Origin of the sequence: Paraburkholderia polaris (assembly GCF_012927345.1) — a bacterium.
Lineage (GTDB): Bacteria > Pseudomonadota > Gammaproteobacteria > Burkholderiales > Burkholderiaceae > Paraburkholderia > Paraburkholderia polaris.
Window position 1 is genome coordinate 74,366 of record NZ_JABBGJ010000023.1, and the last position, 18,105, is coordinate 92,470.

An 18,105-nucleotide genomic window follows, 5' to 3' on the forward strand; every position below is an offset into this window, starting at 1 on the left:
AGCCTCGCTCAACCTTTCCACGTCCAGTTGCGAATCTCTTCCTTATCGATGCCCTCGGCATGCGCATAAGCAAGATGCTCGATGATCTGCCCACGCAGCCACTCTTTCGCGTGATCGCCGACGCCGCGTAGCGCCGGCACGCGATCGATCACGTCGATAGCCAGCGAGAAACGGTCGACCTGATTGATGATGGCCAGTTCGAGCGGCGTATTGATGTTGCCTTTCTCGTGGTAGCCATGCACATGCAGATTGTCGTGATTGGTGCGGTTATACGTCAGCTTATGCACCAGCGACGCATACGAATGGAAGTTGAAAATCACCGGTGCACGGGTGGTGAACAACGAATCGAAATCGCGATCAGACAGGCCGTGCGGATGCGCATGTTCAGGCATCAGGCGGAACAGATCGACCACGTTGACGAAGCGGATCTTCAACTCGGGAAAGCGCTCCTTCAGAATCTGCACGGCGGCAAGCGCTTCCATTGTCGGGATGTCGCCCGCGCAAGCCATCACCACGTCCGGCTCAACCCCTTGATCCGTCGACGCCCAATCCCAGATGCCGATGCCCTTGGTGCAATGCGTGACAGCCGATTCCATGTCGAGATACTGCAGATGCGGCTGCTTATCGGCGACGATCACATTCACGTAATCGCGCGAGCGCAAGCAATGATCGGCGACGCTCAGCAAACAATTCGCATCTGGCGGCAGGTAAATACGCACCACGTCCGGGCTTTTGTTGGTCACGACATCGAGAAAACCCGGGTCCTGATGCGTGAAGCCATTGTGATCCTGGCGCCATACCAGCGACGTGATCAGCAGGTTGATCGAGGGCACCGGTTGCCGCCAGCCGAGATCGCGCTTCGCTTTCTCCAGCCACTTGGCGTGCTGGTTGAACATCGAATCGATCACGTGGACGAACGCTTCATAGGTGGCGAACAGCCCATGGCGGCCGGTCAGTACGTAACCTTCGAACCAGCCTTCGAGTGTGTGCTCGCTCAGCATTTCCATCACGCGGCCGTCCACCGAGAGTTCGCCGCCGTCGGCGTCGCTTGCCATCGTTTCGGCCAGCCAGGTTTTCTCCGAAGCTTCGTAGATAGCCGTCAGCTTGTTGCTGGCGGTTTCGTCGGGACCGAATACGCGGAAGTTCGTCATGTTGTTGCGCATCACGTCGCGCAGGAACGTGCCGAGCACCTCGGTGGGCGAGATGTACGAGCCGCCGGGCTTTTTCACCGGCACCGCGTAGTCGCGAAACGCCGGCATGTCGAGCGTTTTGCACAGCATGCCGCCATTCGCGTGCGGATTGGCGCTGATGCGGCGCGTGCCCTTGGGCGCGAGTTCGCGCAGTTCTTCGACCAGACGCCCGGCTTCGTCGAATAGCGTCTCCGGTTCGTAACTGCGCATCCAGCCCTCGACAATTTTCAGGCTCTTGCTATTGGTGACCGGATCGAGCACCGGCACCTGGTGTGCGCGCCACGAGCCTTCCACTTTATGACCGTCGACTTCTTTCGGCCCGGTCCAGCCTTTCGGCGAGCGCAGCACGATCATCGGCCAGCGCGGCCGCGTTGCGTCGTTGGCCTCGCGTGCATGCTGCTGGATCGCGCGGATTTCCCCGACGCATTGTTCGAGCGTCGCGGCCATCTGTTGATGCATGGTGTCCGGATCGTCGCCTTCGACGAAATACGGCTTGTGGCCGTAGCCGGTCAGCAAGGCTTCGAGTTCCTCGCGGGGAATCCGCGCGAGGATCGTCGGATTGGCGATCTTGTAGCCGTTCAGATGCAGAACCGGCAATACCGCGCCATCGCGAATTGGGTTGAGGAATTTGTTCGAGTGCCATGAGGTGGCAAGCGGACCGGTTTCCGCCTCGCCGTCGCCGATCATCACCGCGACAATCAGATCGGGGTTGTCGAACGCGGCGCCGTAGCCGTGCGACAGGCTATAGCCGAGTTCGCCGCCTTCGTGAATCGACCCCGGCGTTTCGGGCGTGCAATGCGAGCCGATGCCGCCGGGAAACGAGAACTGCCGGAAGAAGCGCCGCAGGCCGGCTTCGTCCTCGCTGCGGTCAGGATAGATTTCCGAGTAATGGCCCTCGAGGTAGCAGTGGGCCAGCGTGGCCGGCGCGCCATGGCCCGGGCCCGCGATATAGATCACGTTCAGATCGAGCTTCTTGATCAGCCGGTTCAGATGGACCAGCAGGAAGCTCTGCCCCGGGTCCGAGCCCCAATGGCCCAGCAGGCGGTTCTTGATGTGTTCGGGTTTGAGCGGTTCGCGCAACAGCGGGTTGTCGCGCAGGTAGATCATGCCGGCCGAGAGGTAGTTGCAGGCGCGCCAGTAGCGGTCCATCTTGTGCAACGTATCAGGTTCTAATGTTTCCGGCGGGGTCGGACTGGAGGGTGCTTCGGCCATGGCGTCACTCCTTGAAAAGGACTGTCAGGCAGGTTAGCGGGTGCTGCAGCGGTTGTTCATGACGCGGCCGATGGAGAAAAACCAGCGGCGCCGGCCGTCTAGTCATGCGCATGACATAACGAAAGCGTACCGGCAAAAATCCGCTGCGCAGGGCTTTGGAGGATCGGGCCGGCGATCGTCAGGGGTGTGACAGGAAGCGCGCGTCATGGTTCGACGCGATCGTCCAAAGCTTGATCTTGCGACGCGCGTGCGTCGCTTTCGTGAACGCGCGGGAAGCGTCGGGAGTGGAGCGGCCGATCCGATTGCCGGCCCGAACGTTGGCTAGCGCCCGTTCGACTGTGCGTTCGTTGGTGCGTCGGTGTTCAGTCGACGGCTTTACTCCTGCGCTTTCTCGTCCCGTTGCGGTGGCCGGTAGCGCCATTTGGTGGCATTGGGATCGTTACGCGCATCGTCCTGTTCGCGTTGCTCGGCGCGCGCTTCATCTGCGCGGCCGAGTTCGGCGCGCCGGTCGCGCACCGCGCCTGGCGTATCGGCCTGGCGCAACGGCGACGGCGAACGCCGCTGAGAAGGTAATGGTGACATGGAGCCTCCCTTGTTCGAGGATGTGGGACGAATCAACGTTTCTTGCCGGTCCAGCGAGGGTCCGGGCGGTGCAGGAGACGAAGCTGGCGCAGGTACATCGAAGCGCCGAACATCAGTGCCATGCCGGCCACGATGCCCCAGATTGCGGATGTCATGATTTTTCCTTGGCCCGCCGGCCGCACAGCGTTTGCTCGCCTGCGACGTGAAAGTGGGCATCCGATTGAGCACGCGGCTGATTTTGAACAGATCTGACCATACCGCGCGCGAAGCACGGATCATGCGCTCAATTGGGGGCCGTGTCTGTACGCTGCCGGGCAATTGGGCAATTGGGCAATTGGGCAATTGGGCAATTGGGCAGTCGGCACCCCAGAGGCTGCCGGTCTTGCGCTAGACTTTAAGTGCGCATTAAGTGAATGCGATTAAGCTCTTCGTGCTAAATGCGCGACGGCGGACCGCATCTGGCACGTCCTGTCTTGCTCGCCCCTTATCTGAACGGCCAACCATGTCGACACCCAGCCGCCTCAAAGCGCCCCTGATTCTTGTTCTCTCGCTCGTGCTATTGTGCGCTGGCGTCGCCGTGCTGGTCGGCCTGTTCGGCTTGCTGGTCAAACTGCTGGGCGTTGCCTAGCGCGCCACTGGGGGCCTAAGCGCCCCCTGCCGTCCCGCCGCTCAAAAGCATATTGATGTCGATGTCAGCCAGCTCCCCAATCCTCTCAATCGTCACATCCGCGGGGGGATTGCTGGAGATCTCTTTCGGATCGAAAGCGTAATGCCCCTGGCGAGGAAAAACCGTCGTCAGCCTCTCCCCCCAGGCCTTCTTCATGGCCGTCAAGATCCGCAACTTGTCATCCACCATCACGTACTGCCGGGCCGGATAACACTCCATCACCTGATCGAGCATCTGCTCCTTATGGATGTAGATCAACACCCGCCCCTCGACCTCGTCCCATAAGCCGGAGCGGGCGATCTTGCGCGGCTGGAACACCACGTCGCCGTCGGACAGAATCACCGCGGGGCCGTACTCCGACACGTGTTTGATCGCATCCAATGCGCCGGGATACAGCCGGTTCGCAAACGGATAATCGATCAGAAACGCCGACATCAACAACAAGCGCGTGTCCCGAGGGTTCTCCAGCCGATACCGCTGCAACGCGCCAAGGTAATCGGCGTAGCCAAGCTCCGCGCGCAGGCCTTCGAAAATTTCCCAGTACCGCGCACAGTTCTGTTCGCCGAATTCCCGCTTCATCTGCGCGCGTAAATCCGCCAGCACATGATCGTTGTCCAGCAACGTGTTATCGCAATCGAACAGAAACACGACGTCGTGAGGCGTAGCGTCAGCGGCTTGCATCGCGGCTCCCATGAATTAGCTCTTGTGCCCATCGGCTGGCGTGGCCGCTTTCTCGACGTGACCGCCGAAGTCGTGCCGCATGGCCGACAACACCCGGTTGGCAAAATCCCCGTCGCCCCGGGAGCTGAAACGCGCGAATAGCGCCGCGCTCAGCACCGGCGTCGGCACGCCTTCGTCGATTGCCGCCGCCACTGTCCAGCGCCCTTCGCCCGAATCCGATACGCGTCCTGCGTAGCTTTGCAGATCGGCGTCGCTGACGAGCGATCCCGCTATCAGATCCAGCAGCCAGGAACCGATCACGCTGCCGCGCCGCCATACCTCGGTGACCTCGGCGAGATTCAGTTCGTACTGGTAAAGCTCGGGACGGCGCAGCGGCGACGTTTCGGCGTCGGCTTCGCGCGCTTGTTTGCCGGCGTCGGCGTGGCGCAGAATGTTCAGGCCTTCGGCATACGCGGCCATCATTCCGTATTCGATGCCGTTATGGACCATCTTTACAAAGTGGCCCGCTCCCTGCGGACCGCAATGCAGGAAGCCATGATCGGCCGTGCTGGTGCCGGCTGTGCGGCCCGGCGTAGCGGGCGCTGCGCCCGCACCCGGCGCAAGCGTCGAGAAAATCGGTTCGAGCCGCTTCACGACCTCGGCCTCGCCGCCGATCATCAGACAGTAGCCGCGCTCACGGCCCGCTACGCCGCCGCTCGTGCCGACGTCCACATAGTGAAGCTGACGTTTGGCCAGATCGCCGCCGCGGCGAATGTCGTCGTGGTAATAGGAGTTGCCGCCGTCGATCACGATGTCGCCGGGCTCCAGCAAGGGCACGAGGTTCTCGAGCGTCTTGTCGACCACCGCGGCGGGCACCATCAGCCACACCGCGCGCGGTTTTTGCAGTTGCGCGACCAGGTCCTCGAGCGAGGTTGCACCCGCAATGCCGTCCTGTTTCAGCTTGTCCACCGCGGCCGGTTGCACGTCGTAAGCGATGCATTGCTGACCGCCCTTCGTCAGGCGACGCACCATGTCCGCGCCCATGCGTCCCAATCCAATCATGCCTAGCTGCATATTTCGCTCCGGAAAGTGTCTCGTTGCGCTCGTTGATCTGGTTCGGCGTACTCGGCCATGTCGCGCGCTTCATCTGCGGCAAGTGGCTGTTCTAACTGTAGATGGGTTTTACGTGCTCCGACGGACACACGGTAGCAGCCTCGGATCGTCCATGCAGTGAATCGGGCATCCCCGCCTGCATCGAACGACGATACGCTTCTTTGCAGAGCTTTTGCGCAGCCTGAAGTTCCGGACGTGCGTCGGTGCGAGCCGTAGTCATGACGCAGGCTTCGATTTTGCCAACAGTCTGCTTACACTTTGTGCGGGCGATCGGGCGGGATGTTTGCGCAGCCACCGCCTTTGGGCATGGGGATTGGTGTGGGCGGCGCGAGGCGTTTTTCATGTGCAGCATCCCAATTGGGAGCGCTATCTCCGCCGTGTCTGAACCTTCCCGTATTGCGCGCGCGCAAAACGCTGCACCGCGCGCCACATCTGCGGGTAGCGGTAACCCGGCACGGCGAACAGCACCAGCGCGCAAAGCGCCAGCAAACCGCAGAACAGGAACGTGCCGCGATAGCTGAACGCCTGCACCAGCAAACCCGACAACACGCCGGAGAGAATCGAGCCGACCCGCGCCGCATTGAAGAACAGTGCGGTCGCACGGCCCGGCGCGTGCGGCATCAGGTCCTGCACATAGGTCATGCCGAGGCACGAGGTCACCGCGACGACGAATGCGTTGAGCATCTGCATCGGGATCAGCACGTGGACGCTCCCCGCCAGCGACATCGCGACGAAATACACGGCGTGAACCGCCGCGCAGGCGGCCAGCCAGTTGGGCTTGTGCAGCGCTGATGACTTCGCGCCGAGCGCGAGCATCATCGGAATCTCCATCAAGGCGCCGAGGCCGAGCATGACCGACACGTCCAGATGCGTGCCGTTCAGGCCGTGCACGATATAGAGCGGCAGCACGATCATGGTGGCGTTCGCGGCGAGACCGAGCAAGGTGAGCGCGGCCACGGCACGGCGGATGTCGTTCGGCGAGGCGACGCCCGGCAGGTCCTCGTGCGCCTCTTCGCCCGGCGCGGTCAGTGGCGGCACGGTGATCGAGGCTGACGGTTCCGAGGCCGTGTCTTCCACCGTGTGATCACCCAGATGGCCTTGCGGCTCCCGCATGCGCCAGACGATGGTCGCGCAGGCCGCGAAACTTGCCGCCGCGAACAGGAAGAGTCCATAGAAGCCGGCGCCGGCGAGCACCAGCGCGCCCACCGACGGACCGAACACCCACGCCGCCGAGAGGATGGTCCGCAAGGTGGCGCTGGCGAACGCGCGCTCCGCGGGGTCCGGCACCGGCAGCGCCGCGCGGCTGAACGAGAACACCATCGAGATGGCCGAGCCGCCCGCGCCGATAAAGACAATGCCGACCGCCAGCAACAACCGGTAGTCACGCACCACGCATAGACACAGGTAGCCCAGGGCGGCGGCCACCAGTGCCGCCAGCAACAACGGCCGATGCCGTCCGCTCGCATCGCTCCAGCGGCCGGCGAAGGTGCTGGCGAGCACCCCGCTGGCGGCGATCAGCGTCATGAAGACGCCGAGCTTGAGCGGCGTCATGCCGGCGCGTTCAACACCGAACAGTGACAGATACGGAGCGGTGAACGACATCGCCACACCGAGCATGAGGGTGGCGGCGGCCAGCGGCTTAAAGCCAGGGATGCGCAGCAGGTCGAAAAAGCGGGCGGTTTTCAACACGGGTGGCGGTGGGTCAGGGAGGGCGAGTCTGCGAGGCGCGATGTGCGATGTGCGCCGCGGACTTCGTGGCCGGAACGACGGGGCATTATCGGCCTAGCTAGCGGGCGCGTAAACCCGCGCCCCCGCATCCCAAATTTGTGTTGCGCGCCGTTGCGAACGAACTGACGGCATAGACGAGGCTACTTGCCGTCCGTTGCGCGCATTTGCTGCGCTTGCGCTTTGTAATCGTAGGTCGGATAAAACTCGGTGCGATAGCCACCCCATGCCGTCGTCTCGATGGCCCGGTTGACTTCACGCAGACGGCTGGCCGGCACCCGCAGCGTGACCACCTGGCCGATACCCATCATCACGTACCACGACACGACCTCGATGCCCGGCGGCGGAAAGGTCTTGAAGAATCCTTGCGCGCGCAACTGGTCGTTGATTTTCGGCAGCGGCTTCGATTCGTCGTGGCGCAGGAAGATGGTGAGCAGGAAGGTGTCGTCGGGCGCGGCAGCCGACGCTGCGGCAGGCATGGCGGCTTGCGTGGCTGGCGTGGCTTGCGTGCCAGGTGCTGGCGCGGCAGCGGGATCGGCGCTATATGCAAGCGGCGCGGCACAGAGCGACGTGATGAGTGCCGCGCCAAGCAGGCCACGGCGGAGCACGGCGGCAGGCGCGACAGGCAGGGCGGACGTGCTTACGGCAATTGCAATCGGCATCGAATGCCTCCATGACGGCGGGGGAAGACCCGGTGGCGTGCCTCAGGGGACTTGCTTAGGGGAACCTGCACGCGTGGTTTGAGGTTTAGCAATATCCGCTCCTCCCACGGCACTGCCCTCGCCCGCCGACTGCACGACGACGTATCCGCGCTTTTCGAGCGTCCACCGGTGCCACTGGTTGCCATAGACACCACAGGCACCGCCGAACAGCACGGACAGTATCAGTCCGATCGTGCCGACCGTTTCACCCCACAAGCCCGAGAAGAACAGCAGCGTATTGACCGCCAGCATGATGAAAGTGGCAAACCACATTCTCTTCGACATTGCCCAGACGAAGCCCAACAGCAACGCGCCCCAACTGAAGCCAGTGGCAACAGCGACGGTTTCGTCCCTACCGGGCCGCTGAAGATAGATCCTTTCTGCCATTTCCTTTCCTGAACGCGATGATGCCTCTAGAGCGAATCATGACGTTTAACATGTCACGCTGGCAAGAATATGAGTTTGTGTGAAATTTGCGCGACAACGCAGCCGCTGGCGGCCCTCAACGCGCTGCGACACGTCTCACCAAATTTTAGTTGCCTTGCTAACCATATTGCGTTTCAATAGAGCCATGTTCGATCATTGCCTTTACTTCAACTCATCCGCATTGGCGCGGCTTGCAGAGCGCGAATGGGGTGCCGTGTACGCCGAATTCGGGCTGACGCCGCCGCAGGGTTTCGTGCTGCGCGTCGTGTTGGCCACGCCCGGTTGTCTCAGCAGCCAGGTCGCGGATCTGCTGGGCATTGCCCGCCCTACTGCGACGCGGCTGATCGACAACCTGAGCGACAAGGGACTGGTGGAGCGTCGCCAGGGCGAAACCGACGGCCGCGAATGGCGCGTGTACGCCACACGGACGGGTAAAGCGCTTGAGCGGCCTATCAATGAAGCCAGCGCGCAAATAGCGAGGAATCTGCGCGCCAGGATTGGGCCGGAGTTGTTCGAGGCGGCGGTTACATCAATGCATGACGTGCGAAAAGCGCTTGGATAAGGCGCTTTTTTTTAATCCAATAGTTGTCTTGCTAACCATATAGAGAGAAGATCGAATGAATCATCTGGCGAGTCAGCGCGGCGCGAACCCCTCCAAGGGCACGGGAAAATTTTCAGGCGGGACGAGGCTCTCGGCAAACTGGATTTTCGGCGCTGTGTTCGGGTTGTCGCTTTGTATCTTGCTCGGTATCGCGATTGCTTGCGCGCCGGCTGCCGTGCGCAGCAATAATGAGCGCTGCATGCAAGCGCTGGCGGATGAGCAGCACGTGAGTGTCGAAGATTTTTTTCAGAACCCCGCTGAGCAGAATGCTTTGGCGTTGGCAGCTGAGCAATGCGCGCGATGACTGGCCTGCCTTGCTCCTCGGACTGGGGCGGTAGGCTCACGGATCGATGAAAGGCCGCCCAGCACGGGAAAACACCTCCGCCCCCGTCACTGACGATCCCGGCCATAGCTGATACTCTTTACCTAATCCACGCGCAGCAGCACCCCGCGCAAGCGGAAACGCTGTCTGCGAAGGTAAAAAAACACCGGAGCGCCTATGGCAACCCAACCACCCTATTCCCCCCACGCCCCCTCCCGAGCCGAGGTCGACGCCCTGCCGGGCGCCACGGTCATAGAATTCGGCACGGACTGGTGCGGCTTCTGTCAGGGCGCGCAAGCGTCGATTGCCAAAGCCCTCGAACCCCATGCCGGCATCCGGCATCTCAAAGTCGAAGACGGCCCCGGCCGCCCGCTTGGCCGCTCTTTCAAGGTCAAACTCTGGCCCACGCTGGTCTTCATGCGCGATGGCGCCGAAGTCGCACGCATCGTACGCCCGATTAACGCCGCGGACATAGCCGAGGCATTCGCTTCGCTCTGACAAGACGTCATCCGCAACCGGATTAAAGGGAGCACACCTCATGGACACACGTAGCGAACTGCAAGCCACCGTCAATGCGATGGTCCAACCCGGCAAAGGCCTTCTCGCCGCCGACGAAAGCGGCCCGACCATCGCCAAACGCTTCAAGACGATCGGCCTCGAATCGAGCGAGGAAAATCGTCGCGCCTACCGCAACCTGCTGCTCACCGCGCCGGGTCTCGGTGAATTCGTGAGCGGCGTGATCCTTTACGAAGAAACACTCGGGCAGAAAGCGGACGACGGCACGCCTTTTCCGCAACTCGCCGCCAAAAATGGCGTCGTGCCCGGCATCAAGGTGGACCTCGGCAAGATTCCGCTCGCGCTCGCCCCTGGCGACGAAATCACCGAAGGTCTCGACGGCCTCGCCAAGCGCTTCGTCGACTACAAGCGGCAAGGCGCGCGCTTCGCGAAATGGCGCGCGGTCTACAACATCACGGCGAGCTTGCCGAGCCGCCTTGCCATCGAAGCGAATGCCGACTCCCTCGCGCGCTACGCGGCGATCTCGCAGGAAGCGGGCATTGTGCCGATCGTCGAACCGGAGGTGCTGATGGACGGCGATCACACCATCGGGCGTAGCGCGGAAGTGACCGAGGCCGTGTTGCACGAGGTCTTTAACGCGCTGCACCGGCATGGCGTGGTACTCGAACATATTCTGCTGAAGCCGAGCATGGTGCTGGCGGGCTCCGAACATGCGCAGCAATCGTCTACTTCGGATATTGCCGTGCACACTGTGCGGGTACTCAAGCGCACGGTGCCCTCGGCGGTGCCTGGGATTGTGTTCCTGTCGGGGGGGCAAACGCCGGAAGAGGCAACAGCCAATCTCGATGCAATGAATCGCCTCGGGCCGCTGCCGTGGAATCTGAGCTTCTCGTATGGCCGCGCGTTGCAGGAACCGCCGCTGCAAGCATGGAAGGGTCAGGCAAGCAACGTTAAGGAAGCCCAGGAGGCATTGCTCAAGCGCGCCCGGCTGAACAGCGCAGCGGCGCTCGGCAAGTACGAGGCAGCGCAGGAAAAGAGCTAGCGCCTACGGCACGCAGCCCGCGCGTGCCGTCAGCTATTGGAACCGGCGCGCCGCTCGCGCCGTGTTCGAACGGCACCAGCGCGAATACCGGTGAATCTTCAGTTCGCCGATATGGGTAGCCCGCTTCCCGCTTCCTGCTTACTGCCCCTTGGTGGCGCTGCTGGCGTCGGCGCCTGGCGTACTGGTCGTGTCGGTGGCCGGCTTCTTCGTGTGCTTCATGTGTTTCTTCGCATGTGCCGTCGCGCCGGAAGCCTGCATGTCGCCGCCTTCGCGCGTCGCACCGGCGTTAGTGCCTGCGTTCGGGTCGTTGCCGGCCGGGCCGCCACCGCCACCGCTGCCTTGGGCCATGGCGAGCGACGAAGCGGCGAGCAACGTCGAGACGAGCAATACGTTTCTGATCTTCACGATTATTCTCCTGTCCGAAAAAGAAGCAGGTTGCGCTGGCTGGTCCAGCCAGATACGCGTACCTCGTCATCCTTTCAGCAAGGGTCGTGCCGCGAGTGATGAAACGCTTCGTACACAGCCGACAGCACAGAAAAGTGCCGCCTTACGGTTCGCAAACCACCAGGGCGTGTAACTCGTCGATATTGAAGGGTTTGGCGAGTATCGCCACGCCGAGCCGGCGCGCCCGTTCGAGTTCGTCGGCGTAGCCGGTCATCAGCGCGATCTTCTGCGCGGGCCACGCGCTGCGTACTTTCTCCGCGAGGTCAATGCCGTTGAGCCTGCCCGGCATCTGGATGTCGGACAGCACGAGTTCGAACGTCGCGCCGCCGATCAGCACGTCGAGCGCCTGGTCGGCGGTCGGTTCGTGCCGCACTTCGCAGCCGAAGGTTTCCAGCACGGCGGCCACGCCGGCCGCCACGTCTTCGTTGTCTTCCACCAGCAGCACGACACCCTTTGAAGTCAGGTCCGGCTGGTGCGTCATTTCTACGTCCGGCACCAACGCTTTCTGCCGCTCGCGATAGCGCGGCAAATAAAGTCTGACCGTCGTGCCGCGGCCCGGCACGCTGTCGATTTTGGCCGTGCCGCCTGCCTGTTCACACATGGCGAGGACCTGTGCGAGGCCGAGGCCGGTGCCCGAGCCGCGCAGCTTGGTGGTGTACAGCGGCTCGAACGCGCGACGGGCGACGGCTTCGGGCATGCCCTCGCCGTCGTCGGAGCACGCGATCAGCACATATTCGCCGTCGGGCAGCAAGGTGTCGCTGCCCACCAGACGGTTATTCTGGCAACGGATCACGAAGCGGCCGCCGCGCGGCATCGCATCGCGCGCGTTGACCGCCAGATTCATGATCGCGAATTCGAGGTCGGTCGGATCGGCCAGCACCTGCCAGACGTTGTCGACCATGGTCAAGGCCATTTCGATGTTGTCGCCGAGCGCCGCGTCGATCAGCGGTGCGGCGCTCGGCAGCCATCTGGCGAGGTTGACCGGTTCCTGCTTGAGCGGCTGCTTCTTCGCCACGCTCAGGAGTTGCCGCGTCAGCGATTCCGCCGTGGCCGTGGCGCGCTCAATGGCGTGCACCTCTTTTTCCAGGCTGTTATAGCGCTTCAAACGCGCCAGTTCGGTGTTAGCGGACACCACCATCAGCAGATTGTTGAAGTCGTGCGCGACATTGGCGACGAGATTGCCGAGCGCGCCCATGCGCTGTAATTGCCGGCTCGATGCCTCCGCGGAAAGACGCATGGCCACTTCGCCTTGCCAGCGCTCCCACGCGCGGCGCTCGCCGGCGAGCTGGCGCAATGAGAAAAACACCAGCAGCCAGATCGCCACGCAAGGCACGACCGTGATCGCCGCGATCGCCATGAAGTGCTGGCGCCACGCCTCGCCGATCGAGGCAGTCGCATACGCGCTCATGACATAGAGCGGATAGTCGCCGACCCGGCGAAACGCCAGCAGCCGTTCAACGCCGTCGACCGTGGAAGTCAGACGAATGTGCCCGAATAGCTGCTTGTCGCGCAATGCCGCAGTGAACGCGCTCTGCTGGGTGGGCCTCGCGCCGGACGGCCACGCCGGATAACGCACCAGCAGACTGCCGTCCTGGCGGTACAGCCCTAGCGAAAGCGACGTATCGCCATTCGTCAGCTCACGGTAGAAGCGCAAAAAGTACTCGGTGCGCAGCGCCACGGACACCACACCGAGGAATTGCCCGTTCTCGCCTGAGCGGCCTATCGCGGTATTGAACACATTGGTTTGCGACAGCGGCCCGAACATGGGCTGGGAGAAATACGGCTGCGGCCGCATCGCCTTGGCGGCCGTGAAGTCTTCGCGATGACTCGTCGACATGACCGGCGCCGGATAAGAGCGGCTCGACACCAGCAAATCGCCGTTCGCGCCAAGCAGGTATATCGACGCGACCTGCGGGAAATCGCCGCCGATTTGCCGCAAACGATCGTGCAACCCGGCTTCCTGCGCGCGAATCCGGGCGTCGTCGTCATTGCCGAGCAGGTCGACGATGCGCGAGGCCATCTGCTGGTTGAGGTCCAGCACCTTGACGGCCTGTTCCTCGGTCACGCGCGCGAGCCGGTCGATCATGTCGTTCGAATCGGCAATCCGGCGCTGGTAATCGAAATACCCATAACCCGCGAGGCAGGCCAGAGGAAACACAATCGAAACGGCGAGCACGATCAGAAGCATGCGCCGCGTCGCCGCGAAATTACGCGACGGCATGGGGAAATCGACTGCGACACGCTCCGCACGTTGCACGGTCACGATCTCCATGAAAGATGAGTACAGGTCGGGGCGGCAAGCGCACAACGCGCCCCACGTTGTTCGTGCGCTATTTCCTTTCCCGGAATTTACCGCACTTCCACCGTTCGCCATAGGGTACCGAGCGAGGAAAACGCCACACGTGTAGCAGCATGCATGCGGGCACATGGATTGCTGCGGCAAGGGCGTCTGACGATGTGTTGTCCGGCGATGTCCGTTTTCGTGTTGCAGCGCGGCGTAAATTGCACTGCGGTGCGCTGCGAATGCCGTGCGCCGCGGTGCGCCGCGAATGCCGCGTTCTTTCATGCGCGGCGGACCTCCGTCGATACGCTGTCGCTGCCGCAATGACGTCAACCCACTGACTTTCCGCGAGGAACCGACCATGCCAACACCCGCCCGACGCGTCGCCCAGTTATCGCAACTGCGAGCGGACTGCGCGGAACGCATCGTGGTGGATGACGAAAACATTCTGCTGGTGCGCGACGGCGACACGGTGCGCGCCTATGCCGCGGATTGTCCGCATGCCGGCGGTCCGCTGGAAAAGGGCGCGCTGTGCAATGGCCGCATCATCTGTCCATGGCACAAAGCTACGTTCGACGTCGCCACCGGCAATGTGTTCGAACCGCCCGCGCTGGTCGCGCTCGACCGTTATCCGGTGGTGATAAACGGCGACGACGTGATGGTTACGCCGGAGAAAATGCCGCAGCCCGTGCCGCAGCCCGTGCCCAACGCATCCGTTCGAAACCCGCATTACGTGGTGATCGGCGCGGGTGCAGCGGGTGCTGCGGCTTGCGCGGCGTTGCGTGAATGCGGCTTTGCTGGTCCTATCACGCTGGTCGGAGAGGAGCCGCACGCGCCCTACGATCGCACCGCGCTCAGCAAATTTGTGCCTTCCGGCGAGATGGCGGCAGATGATGTGCCGCCCCTCCTTGCACCAGATTGGCTCGACCGGCACGACGTGGAACGTATCGTCGCAAAGGTCGCGCGGCTCGATGTGCCTAGGCGCACGATCCATTTCGAAACCGGCGGCGAACTGGTGTACGACACCGCGCTGCTCGCCACCGGCAGCGTGCCGAAGATTCCGTCCATTCCCGGCCACGACCTCGGCGGTGTGGTCGTGCTGCGTAATCTCGACGACGCCGCCGCGCTCGTCGATGCAATCGGCGAGGAGGCGCAGAACGCGCAGGTCGCTATTCTCGGCAGCAGTTTCATCGGCCTGGAAACGGCTTCGTCGCTGCGCAAGCGCGGCACGCAAGTGAGCGTCATTTCGCCGGAAAAAATACCGTTCGCCAAACAGTTCGGCGAGCGCGCGGGCACCATGTTTCGCGAGCTGCACGAGCGCAACGGCGTGGTGTTCCACCTCGAAGCAAAAGTCGCCTCACTTGAAGGCGAGGAAGGCAACGTGCATGAAGTGATGCTCGAAAGTGGCGAGCATGTCGCCGCCGATCTCGTGCTGCTGGGCACGGGCGTTGCACCGGCTACCGGTTTCGTCGAAGGATTGCCGCTGCAAAAAGATGGCGGCGTGATTGTCAACGCGGGCATGCAGGCCGCGCCAGGACTTTACGCAGCCGGCGATATCGCCGCCTTTCCGCTGCACGAAGATCAGGAACCCGTGCGCATCGAGCATTGGCGCGTCGCGCAGCAACATGCGCGCATCGCCGCCGAAAACATGAGCGGCGCGCGCCATCGCTACGCCGGGGTGCCGTATTTCTGGACTTATCACTTCGGCAAGCGCTTCGAATATCTCGGCCATGCGAGCGAGTGGGACGACATTGTGATCGACGGCAATCTCGATCGGCAGGAATTCGTCGCGCTGTATGTGAAGGACAACAAGGTGGTCGCCGTGCTCGCCTGCGAACGCGAAGCGCAGACCGCGCGTTTAATCGACGCCATGGGGCGCGGTTTGTCCCTGGCGCAAGCGGAGGGTATCGTCAAGGGCGATTAGTTCGCTTGGCGCGGCGTTCGCAACAACGAGCGAGCCAGCAGCACGCAACGATATTCGCCATGTGGGACACACCCGAGTCGGCCTGCGCGGTTATCCGCGCTCAATTGAAGGAGAAGTTGCCATGACAGACCTCAAAGAAAAACATCCGCACGCGGACAAGACTGAGAAGCAGATCGACAAGGAGGTCGAAGACAGCTTCCCCGCGAGCGATCCGCCGTCCACCGGCGGCACGACGAAGATCGTTCCTGATACACACGGTGCGTTGAAAGAGGAATCATCGACCGGAAAACCGGCAAACAGTTAATTCTCCCTCCACGTTTGAAAAAATCGCCCGGCGTTGTTTGCGCCGGGCGATTTTCTTTATCGACACATCACGCCCAAGGCATGCGGGATGCTGTGTCAACTCAAAACCACTTCACCCATTCACGACATCCAGGGCCTGCTCCACTCTGGCGCCGTCGATCCGCCGGCACGCGCCCACCATTTCCCGCAACGAGGTGGCATAACACTCGGCCCCCATCGCGGTCTGCAGGTCATCGCTCCACTTCTCGGTATCCGCAGCCGCCCATAATCCGACAACAATAGACGCCTCGGGCAACCTCGCACGAATGCGCCTGACCATATACCGAAGGTGTGAAGGAATCCCCTCGATTTGCAAATAGAAAATACACACGATACCCACATCGTCAGCATCGAGACTATCGATCGAGGCCCGTGATGCTGCCTCATGCGGCAAACCGCGCGCCGCAAATCCGTGCTTGCCGAGCAATTGCAACAGGATCGTGGTCGCGAGCGCATCGAGCGGCCCCCGCCCGGGAATACACAACACGCGTTTGCCCGAAGCGCCGGTATCCCAGTTTCTCGCCTCAGCTAGCCGGACATTCGAAGTCACAGTCAACTCAGCCGCCGGCTCGTTCCCTTCGTCGGCAGGAGATCCCGCCACCGGCCCCGTTGCGCTCCAGTTTTCTTCCGCCATTTGCGGCGCCGGTTCGCGGTCCTCATAGCCATCCAGGCCATCGACCAGATCGTTGGTGGTCGACTCGATCCGCGCAAATTGCGCCGCCGTCACGCTGCCGCGCATCATATCGTTGGCGGCGAGCTGCAAGCCCTTGATCGCCACCTCGTCGTAATACGCGCACAACGAACGCTCGCGCAATAAAACCTCGGCTTGCTCCAACGCCTCGTCGGGATCGCCGGCAAGCGCGCGCTGGTAAAAATTCTCTATCGGCGTGAGCGCCGGCTGGTCGCCCAGCAGCACATCGAGAAACTCCAGACGTCTCACGTGCCGTCCGAGCACCAGCAGACATAAAGTCAACGGCGTCGACAGAATCAGACCTATCGGCCCCCAGATCCAGCTCCAGAAAATCGCCGCGACCACCACCGAAAATGGCGAGAGCCCAGTGCTGCGTCCGTACAGCAGCGGCTCCACCACTTGTCCCACCAGCATTTCGACCGTGCCGAACAACGCGAGCGACCAGATCGCCATCGTCCATCCGGGACTCACCGCTGCGGCGAGCGCAGTGGCAAGCGTTGCGGATATCCAGATGCCGACGTACGGCACGAGCCGCAGCAACGCGGCGAGAATGCCCCACAAAATCGGGCTCGGCACGCCGATGAAGAACAGCCCCGCGCCGATCACCACGCCGACGCCCGCATTCACGCCGAGCTGTGAAACGAAGTACCGGCTCAAGCGTCGTGCGGCCTCGTCCATCACGGTGGTCGTGCGGTGCAGATCGCGTGAGCCGAACAGGCGGATCGCGCGGTCGCGCAGATCGTCGCGTTGCAGCAGGATCACCACCATCACGACGAACACGATAAACGCCGTCTCCAACGGACTGATCGCCGGCGACAGCACACGCCGCGCGAGTTCGAACGGCGTCGGCACCGGTTCGCGCACTTCGACGGGCACGGCGGCAGGCGGATGGACGCTCGAAGCCGATGTCGCATCTCGTTGCGCCTGAGGTTGCGGCGGCTCGACAGTCGCCCGTTGCAACGCCTGGCCGGCGGCACCCGCGAGCCGGTTCAGCTTGCCGATGGTCAGGCTGTGCGCGGCATCCACCTTGTGCTCAATGGTCGCCTGATAGCGCGGCATGCCGGCGGCAAGGTCGGTCAACTGCGTGGCGATCGCCGCGCCGAGCATCACGATCACCGACACCGAAATCACCACCGCAGCAAAAACGGACGCCACATGTCCGAGCTTGAGTCGTCCAAGCAAATTGGCAAGCGGCGCGACCAGGAAACTGAGCAGAATCGCGAGCGTGATCGGAATCAATACCGCGCGCGCAAAGTACAGGCAGGCAATCACGGTTACCCCGACCGCAAGCGCGACCAGGCCGTCGATGCCCAATGCGGCAGGCGGCGCATGAATGCGGGCGGCTGGCCGCGCGCCACGTGGGTCGGGGAATTCCTTCATCTGATTCGTTGCTGCCTCTGCTTTTACTGCTGCGACGGCCCGCGCACCCTCGCACCTTTACTTTTTCGGTGCGTCCGCAACGGGCCCACTTTCTATCGGCGGCGCTTCCTTCTCGATTTCGTCGCGCGCCTGTTCCCAATACTCGTCAGGCGTCCCCTTCGGATCCCCGGCCTGCTGCCAGAGGTAGTAAGCGCGTGTGCGAATCTGTTCTTCTTGAGAAGATTCTTGAGATGTTTGTTCCTGTTCCATTTGAGCACCCTCAGTTGGACCGGGCAGCGAGCGACAC

18 protein-coding genes are annotated in these 18,105 nt (G+C 62.5%); 6 read left to right on the plus strand and 12 right to left on the minus strand.

The genetic code is table 11. The annotated features are described in order from the left end of the window. Positions 1 to 8 precede the first annotated feature (8 nt). The 3 genes from HHL24_RS21715 to HHL24_RS44610 form a co-directional block, all read right to left on the minus strand. A complete protein-coding gene (locus tag HHL24_RS21715; protein ID WP_169487458.1) occupies positions 9 to 2,402 on the minus strand; it encodes a phosphoketolase family protein in 2,394 nt (797 codons plus the stop codon). 375 nt (positions 2,403 to 2,777) lie between these two features. Then, on the minus strand, positions 2,778 to 2,984 hold the full coding sequence (locus HHL24_RS21720; protein ID WP_169487401.1) for a hypothetical protein: 207 nt from the start codon (positions 2,982 to 2,984) through the stop codon (positions 2,778 to 2,780). Positions 2,985 to 3,016: 32 nt separating this feature from the next. After that, positions 3,017 to 3,139, minus strand: a complete 123-nt coding sequence (locus tag HHL24_RS44610) for a hypothetical protein (protein WP_268966730.1) — start codon at positions 3,137 to 3,139, stop codon at positions 3,017 to 3,019. A 347-nt stretch (positions 3,140 to 3,486) separates the two neighbouring features. Here HHL24_RS44610 and HHL24_RS44615 point away from each other — a divergent pair, with 347 nt between their 5' ends. Beyond that, positions 3,487 to 3,612 carry a hypothetical protein gene (locus HHL24_RS44615; RefSeq protein ID WP_268966731.1) on the plus strand — a complete coding sequence of 42 codons (126 nt, stop codon included), beginning with the start codon at positions 3,487 to 3,489 and terminating at the stop codon, positions 3,610 to 3,612. Positions 3,613 to 3,627: 15 nt separating this feature from the next. Here the strand turns inward: HHL24_RS44615 and HHL24_RS21725 are convergent, their stop codons facing one another. The 5 genes from HHL24_RS21725 to HHL24_RS21745 all read right to left on the minus strand — a co-directional run bounded on the left by HHL24_RS21725 (position 3,628) and on the right by HHL24_RS21745 (position 8,237). Next, the gene (locus tag HHL24_RS21725) at positions 3,628 to 4,332 is read right to left on the minus strand and encodes an HAD family hydrolase (RefSeq protein ID WP_169487525.1); all 705 of its coding nucleotides are present in this window, start codon (positions 4,330 to 4,332) and stop codon (positions 3,628 to 3,630) included. Positions 4,333 to 4,347: 15 nt separating this feature from the next. Continuing rightward, complete coding sequence (gnd, locus tag HHL24_RS21730) at positions 4,348 to 5,385, minus strand: phosphogluconate dehydrogenase (NAD(+)-dependent, decarboxylating) (protein ID WP_169487459.1); 1,038 nt, start codon at positions 5,383 to 5,385, stop codon at positions 4,348 to 4,350. 405 nt (positions 5,386 to 5,790) lie between these two features. Beyond that, positions 5,791 to 7,113 carry a sugar efflux transporter gene (locus tag HHL24_RS21735; protein ID WP_169487460.1) on the minus strand — a complete coding sequence of 441 codons (1,323 nt, stop codon included), beginning with the start codon at positions 7,111 to 7,113 and terminating at the stop codon, positions 5,791 to 5,793. Positions 7,114 to 7,292: 179 nt separating this feature from the next. Continuing rightward, a complete protein-coding gene (locus HHL24_RS21740) occupies positions 7,293 to 7,811 on the minus strand; it encodes a hypothetical protein (RefSeq protein WP_169487461.1) in 519 nt (172 codons plus the stop codon). 42 nt (positions 7,812 to 7,853) lie between these two features. Continuing rightward, a complete protein-coding gene (locus HHL24_RS21745; RefSeq protein ID WP_169487462.1) occupies positions 7,854 to 8,237 on the minus strand; it encodes a DUF2628 domain-containing protein in 384 nt (127 codons plus the stop codon). A gap of 184 nt (positions 8,238 to 8,421) precedes the next feature. Here HHL24_RS21745 and HHL24_RS21750 point away from each other — a divergent pair, with 184 nt between their 5' ends. The 3 genes from HHL24_RS21750 to HHL24_RS21760 all read left to right on the plus strand — a co-directional run bounded on the left by HHL24_RS21750 (position 8,422) and on the right by HHL24_RS21760 (position 10,757). Next, a complete protein-coding gene (locus HHL24_RS21750) occupies positions 8,422 to 8,838 on the plus strand; it encodes a MarR family winged helix-turn-helix transcriptional regulator (RefSeq protein ID WP_169487463.1) in 417 nt (138 codons plus the stop codon). A 538-nt stretch (positions 8,839 to 9,376) separates the two neighbouring features. Beyond that, positions 9,377 to 9,697, plus strand: coding sequence for a thioredoxin family protein (locus tag HHL24_RS21755; protein ID WP_169487464.1), 321 nt, complete (start codon positions 9,377 to 9,379; stop codon positions 9,695 to 9,697). Positions 9,698 to 9,737: 40 nt separating this feature from the next. Then, entirely contained in the window at positions 9,738 to 10,757 is a 1,020-nt protein-coding gene (locus HHL24_RS21760; protein WP_169487465.1) for a class I fructose-bisphosphate aldolase, read from the plus strand. A gap of 138 nt (positions 10,758 to 10,895) precedes the next feature. Here HHL24_RS21760 and HHL24_RS21765 read toward each other — a convergent pair whose 3' ends face one another. Both HHL24_RS21765 and HHL24_RS21770 read right to left on the minus strand, forming a co-directional pair. Next, positions 10,896 to 11,162: a hypothetical protein gene (locus tag HHL24_RS21765; protein ID WP_169487466.1), complete on the minus strand. Its 267-nt coding sequence runs from the start codon at positions 11,160 to 11,162 to the stop codon at positions 10,896 to 10,898. Positions 11,163 to 11,304: 142 nt separating this feature from the next. Beyond that, positions 11,305 to 13,473, minus strand: coding sequence for a hybrid sensor histidine kinase/response regulator (locus tag HHL24_RS21770; protein WP_169487467.1), 2,169 nt, complete (start codon positions 13,471 to 13,473; stop codon positions 11,305 to 11,307). 370 nt (positions 13,474 to 13,843) lie between these two features. Here HHL24_RS21770 and HHL24_RS21775 point away from each other — a divergent pair, with 370 nt between their 5' ends. Further along, the gene (locus tag HHL24_RS21775) at positions 13,844 to 15,406 is read left to right on the plus strand and encodes an FAD-dependent oxidoreductase (RefSeq protein ID WP_169487468.1); all 1,563 of its coding nucleotides are present in this window, start codon (positions 13,844 to 13,846) and stop codon (positions 15,404 to 15,406) included. Between the two features lie 121 nt (positions 15,407 to 15,527). Continuing rightward, positions 15,528 to 15,710: a hypothetical protein gene (locus HHL24_RS21780; RefSeq protein ID WP_169487469.1), complete on the plus strand. Its 183-nt coding sequence runs from the start codon at positions 15,528 to 15,530 to the stop codon at positions 15,708 to 15,710. Between the two features lie 111 nt (positions 15,711 to 15,821). On the opposite strand, the gene HHL24_RS21785 is transcribed toward HHL24_RS21780, so the two are convergent. Together HHL24_RS21785 and HHL24_RS21790 are read right to left on the minus strand one after the other, a co-directional pair. Beyond that, entirely contained in the window at positions 15,822 to 17,819 is a 1,998-nt protein-coding gene (locus HHL24_RS21785) for an AI-2E family transporter (RefSeq protein WP_169487470.1), read from the minus strand. Between the two features lie 57 nt (positions 17,820 to 17,876). Next, on the minus strand, positions 17,877 to 18,068 hold the full coding sequence (locus tag HHL24_RS21790; RefSeq protein ID WP_169487471.1) for a DUF2934 domain-containing protein: 192 nt from the start codon (positions 18,066 to 18,068) through the stop codon (positions 17,877 to 17,879). Positions 18,069 to 18,105: the final 37 nt, after the last annotated feature.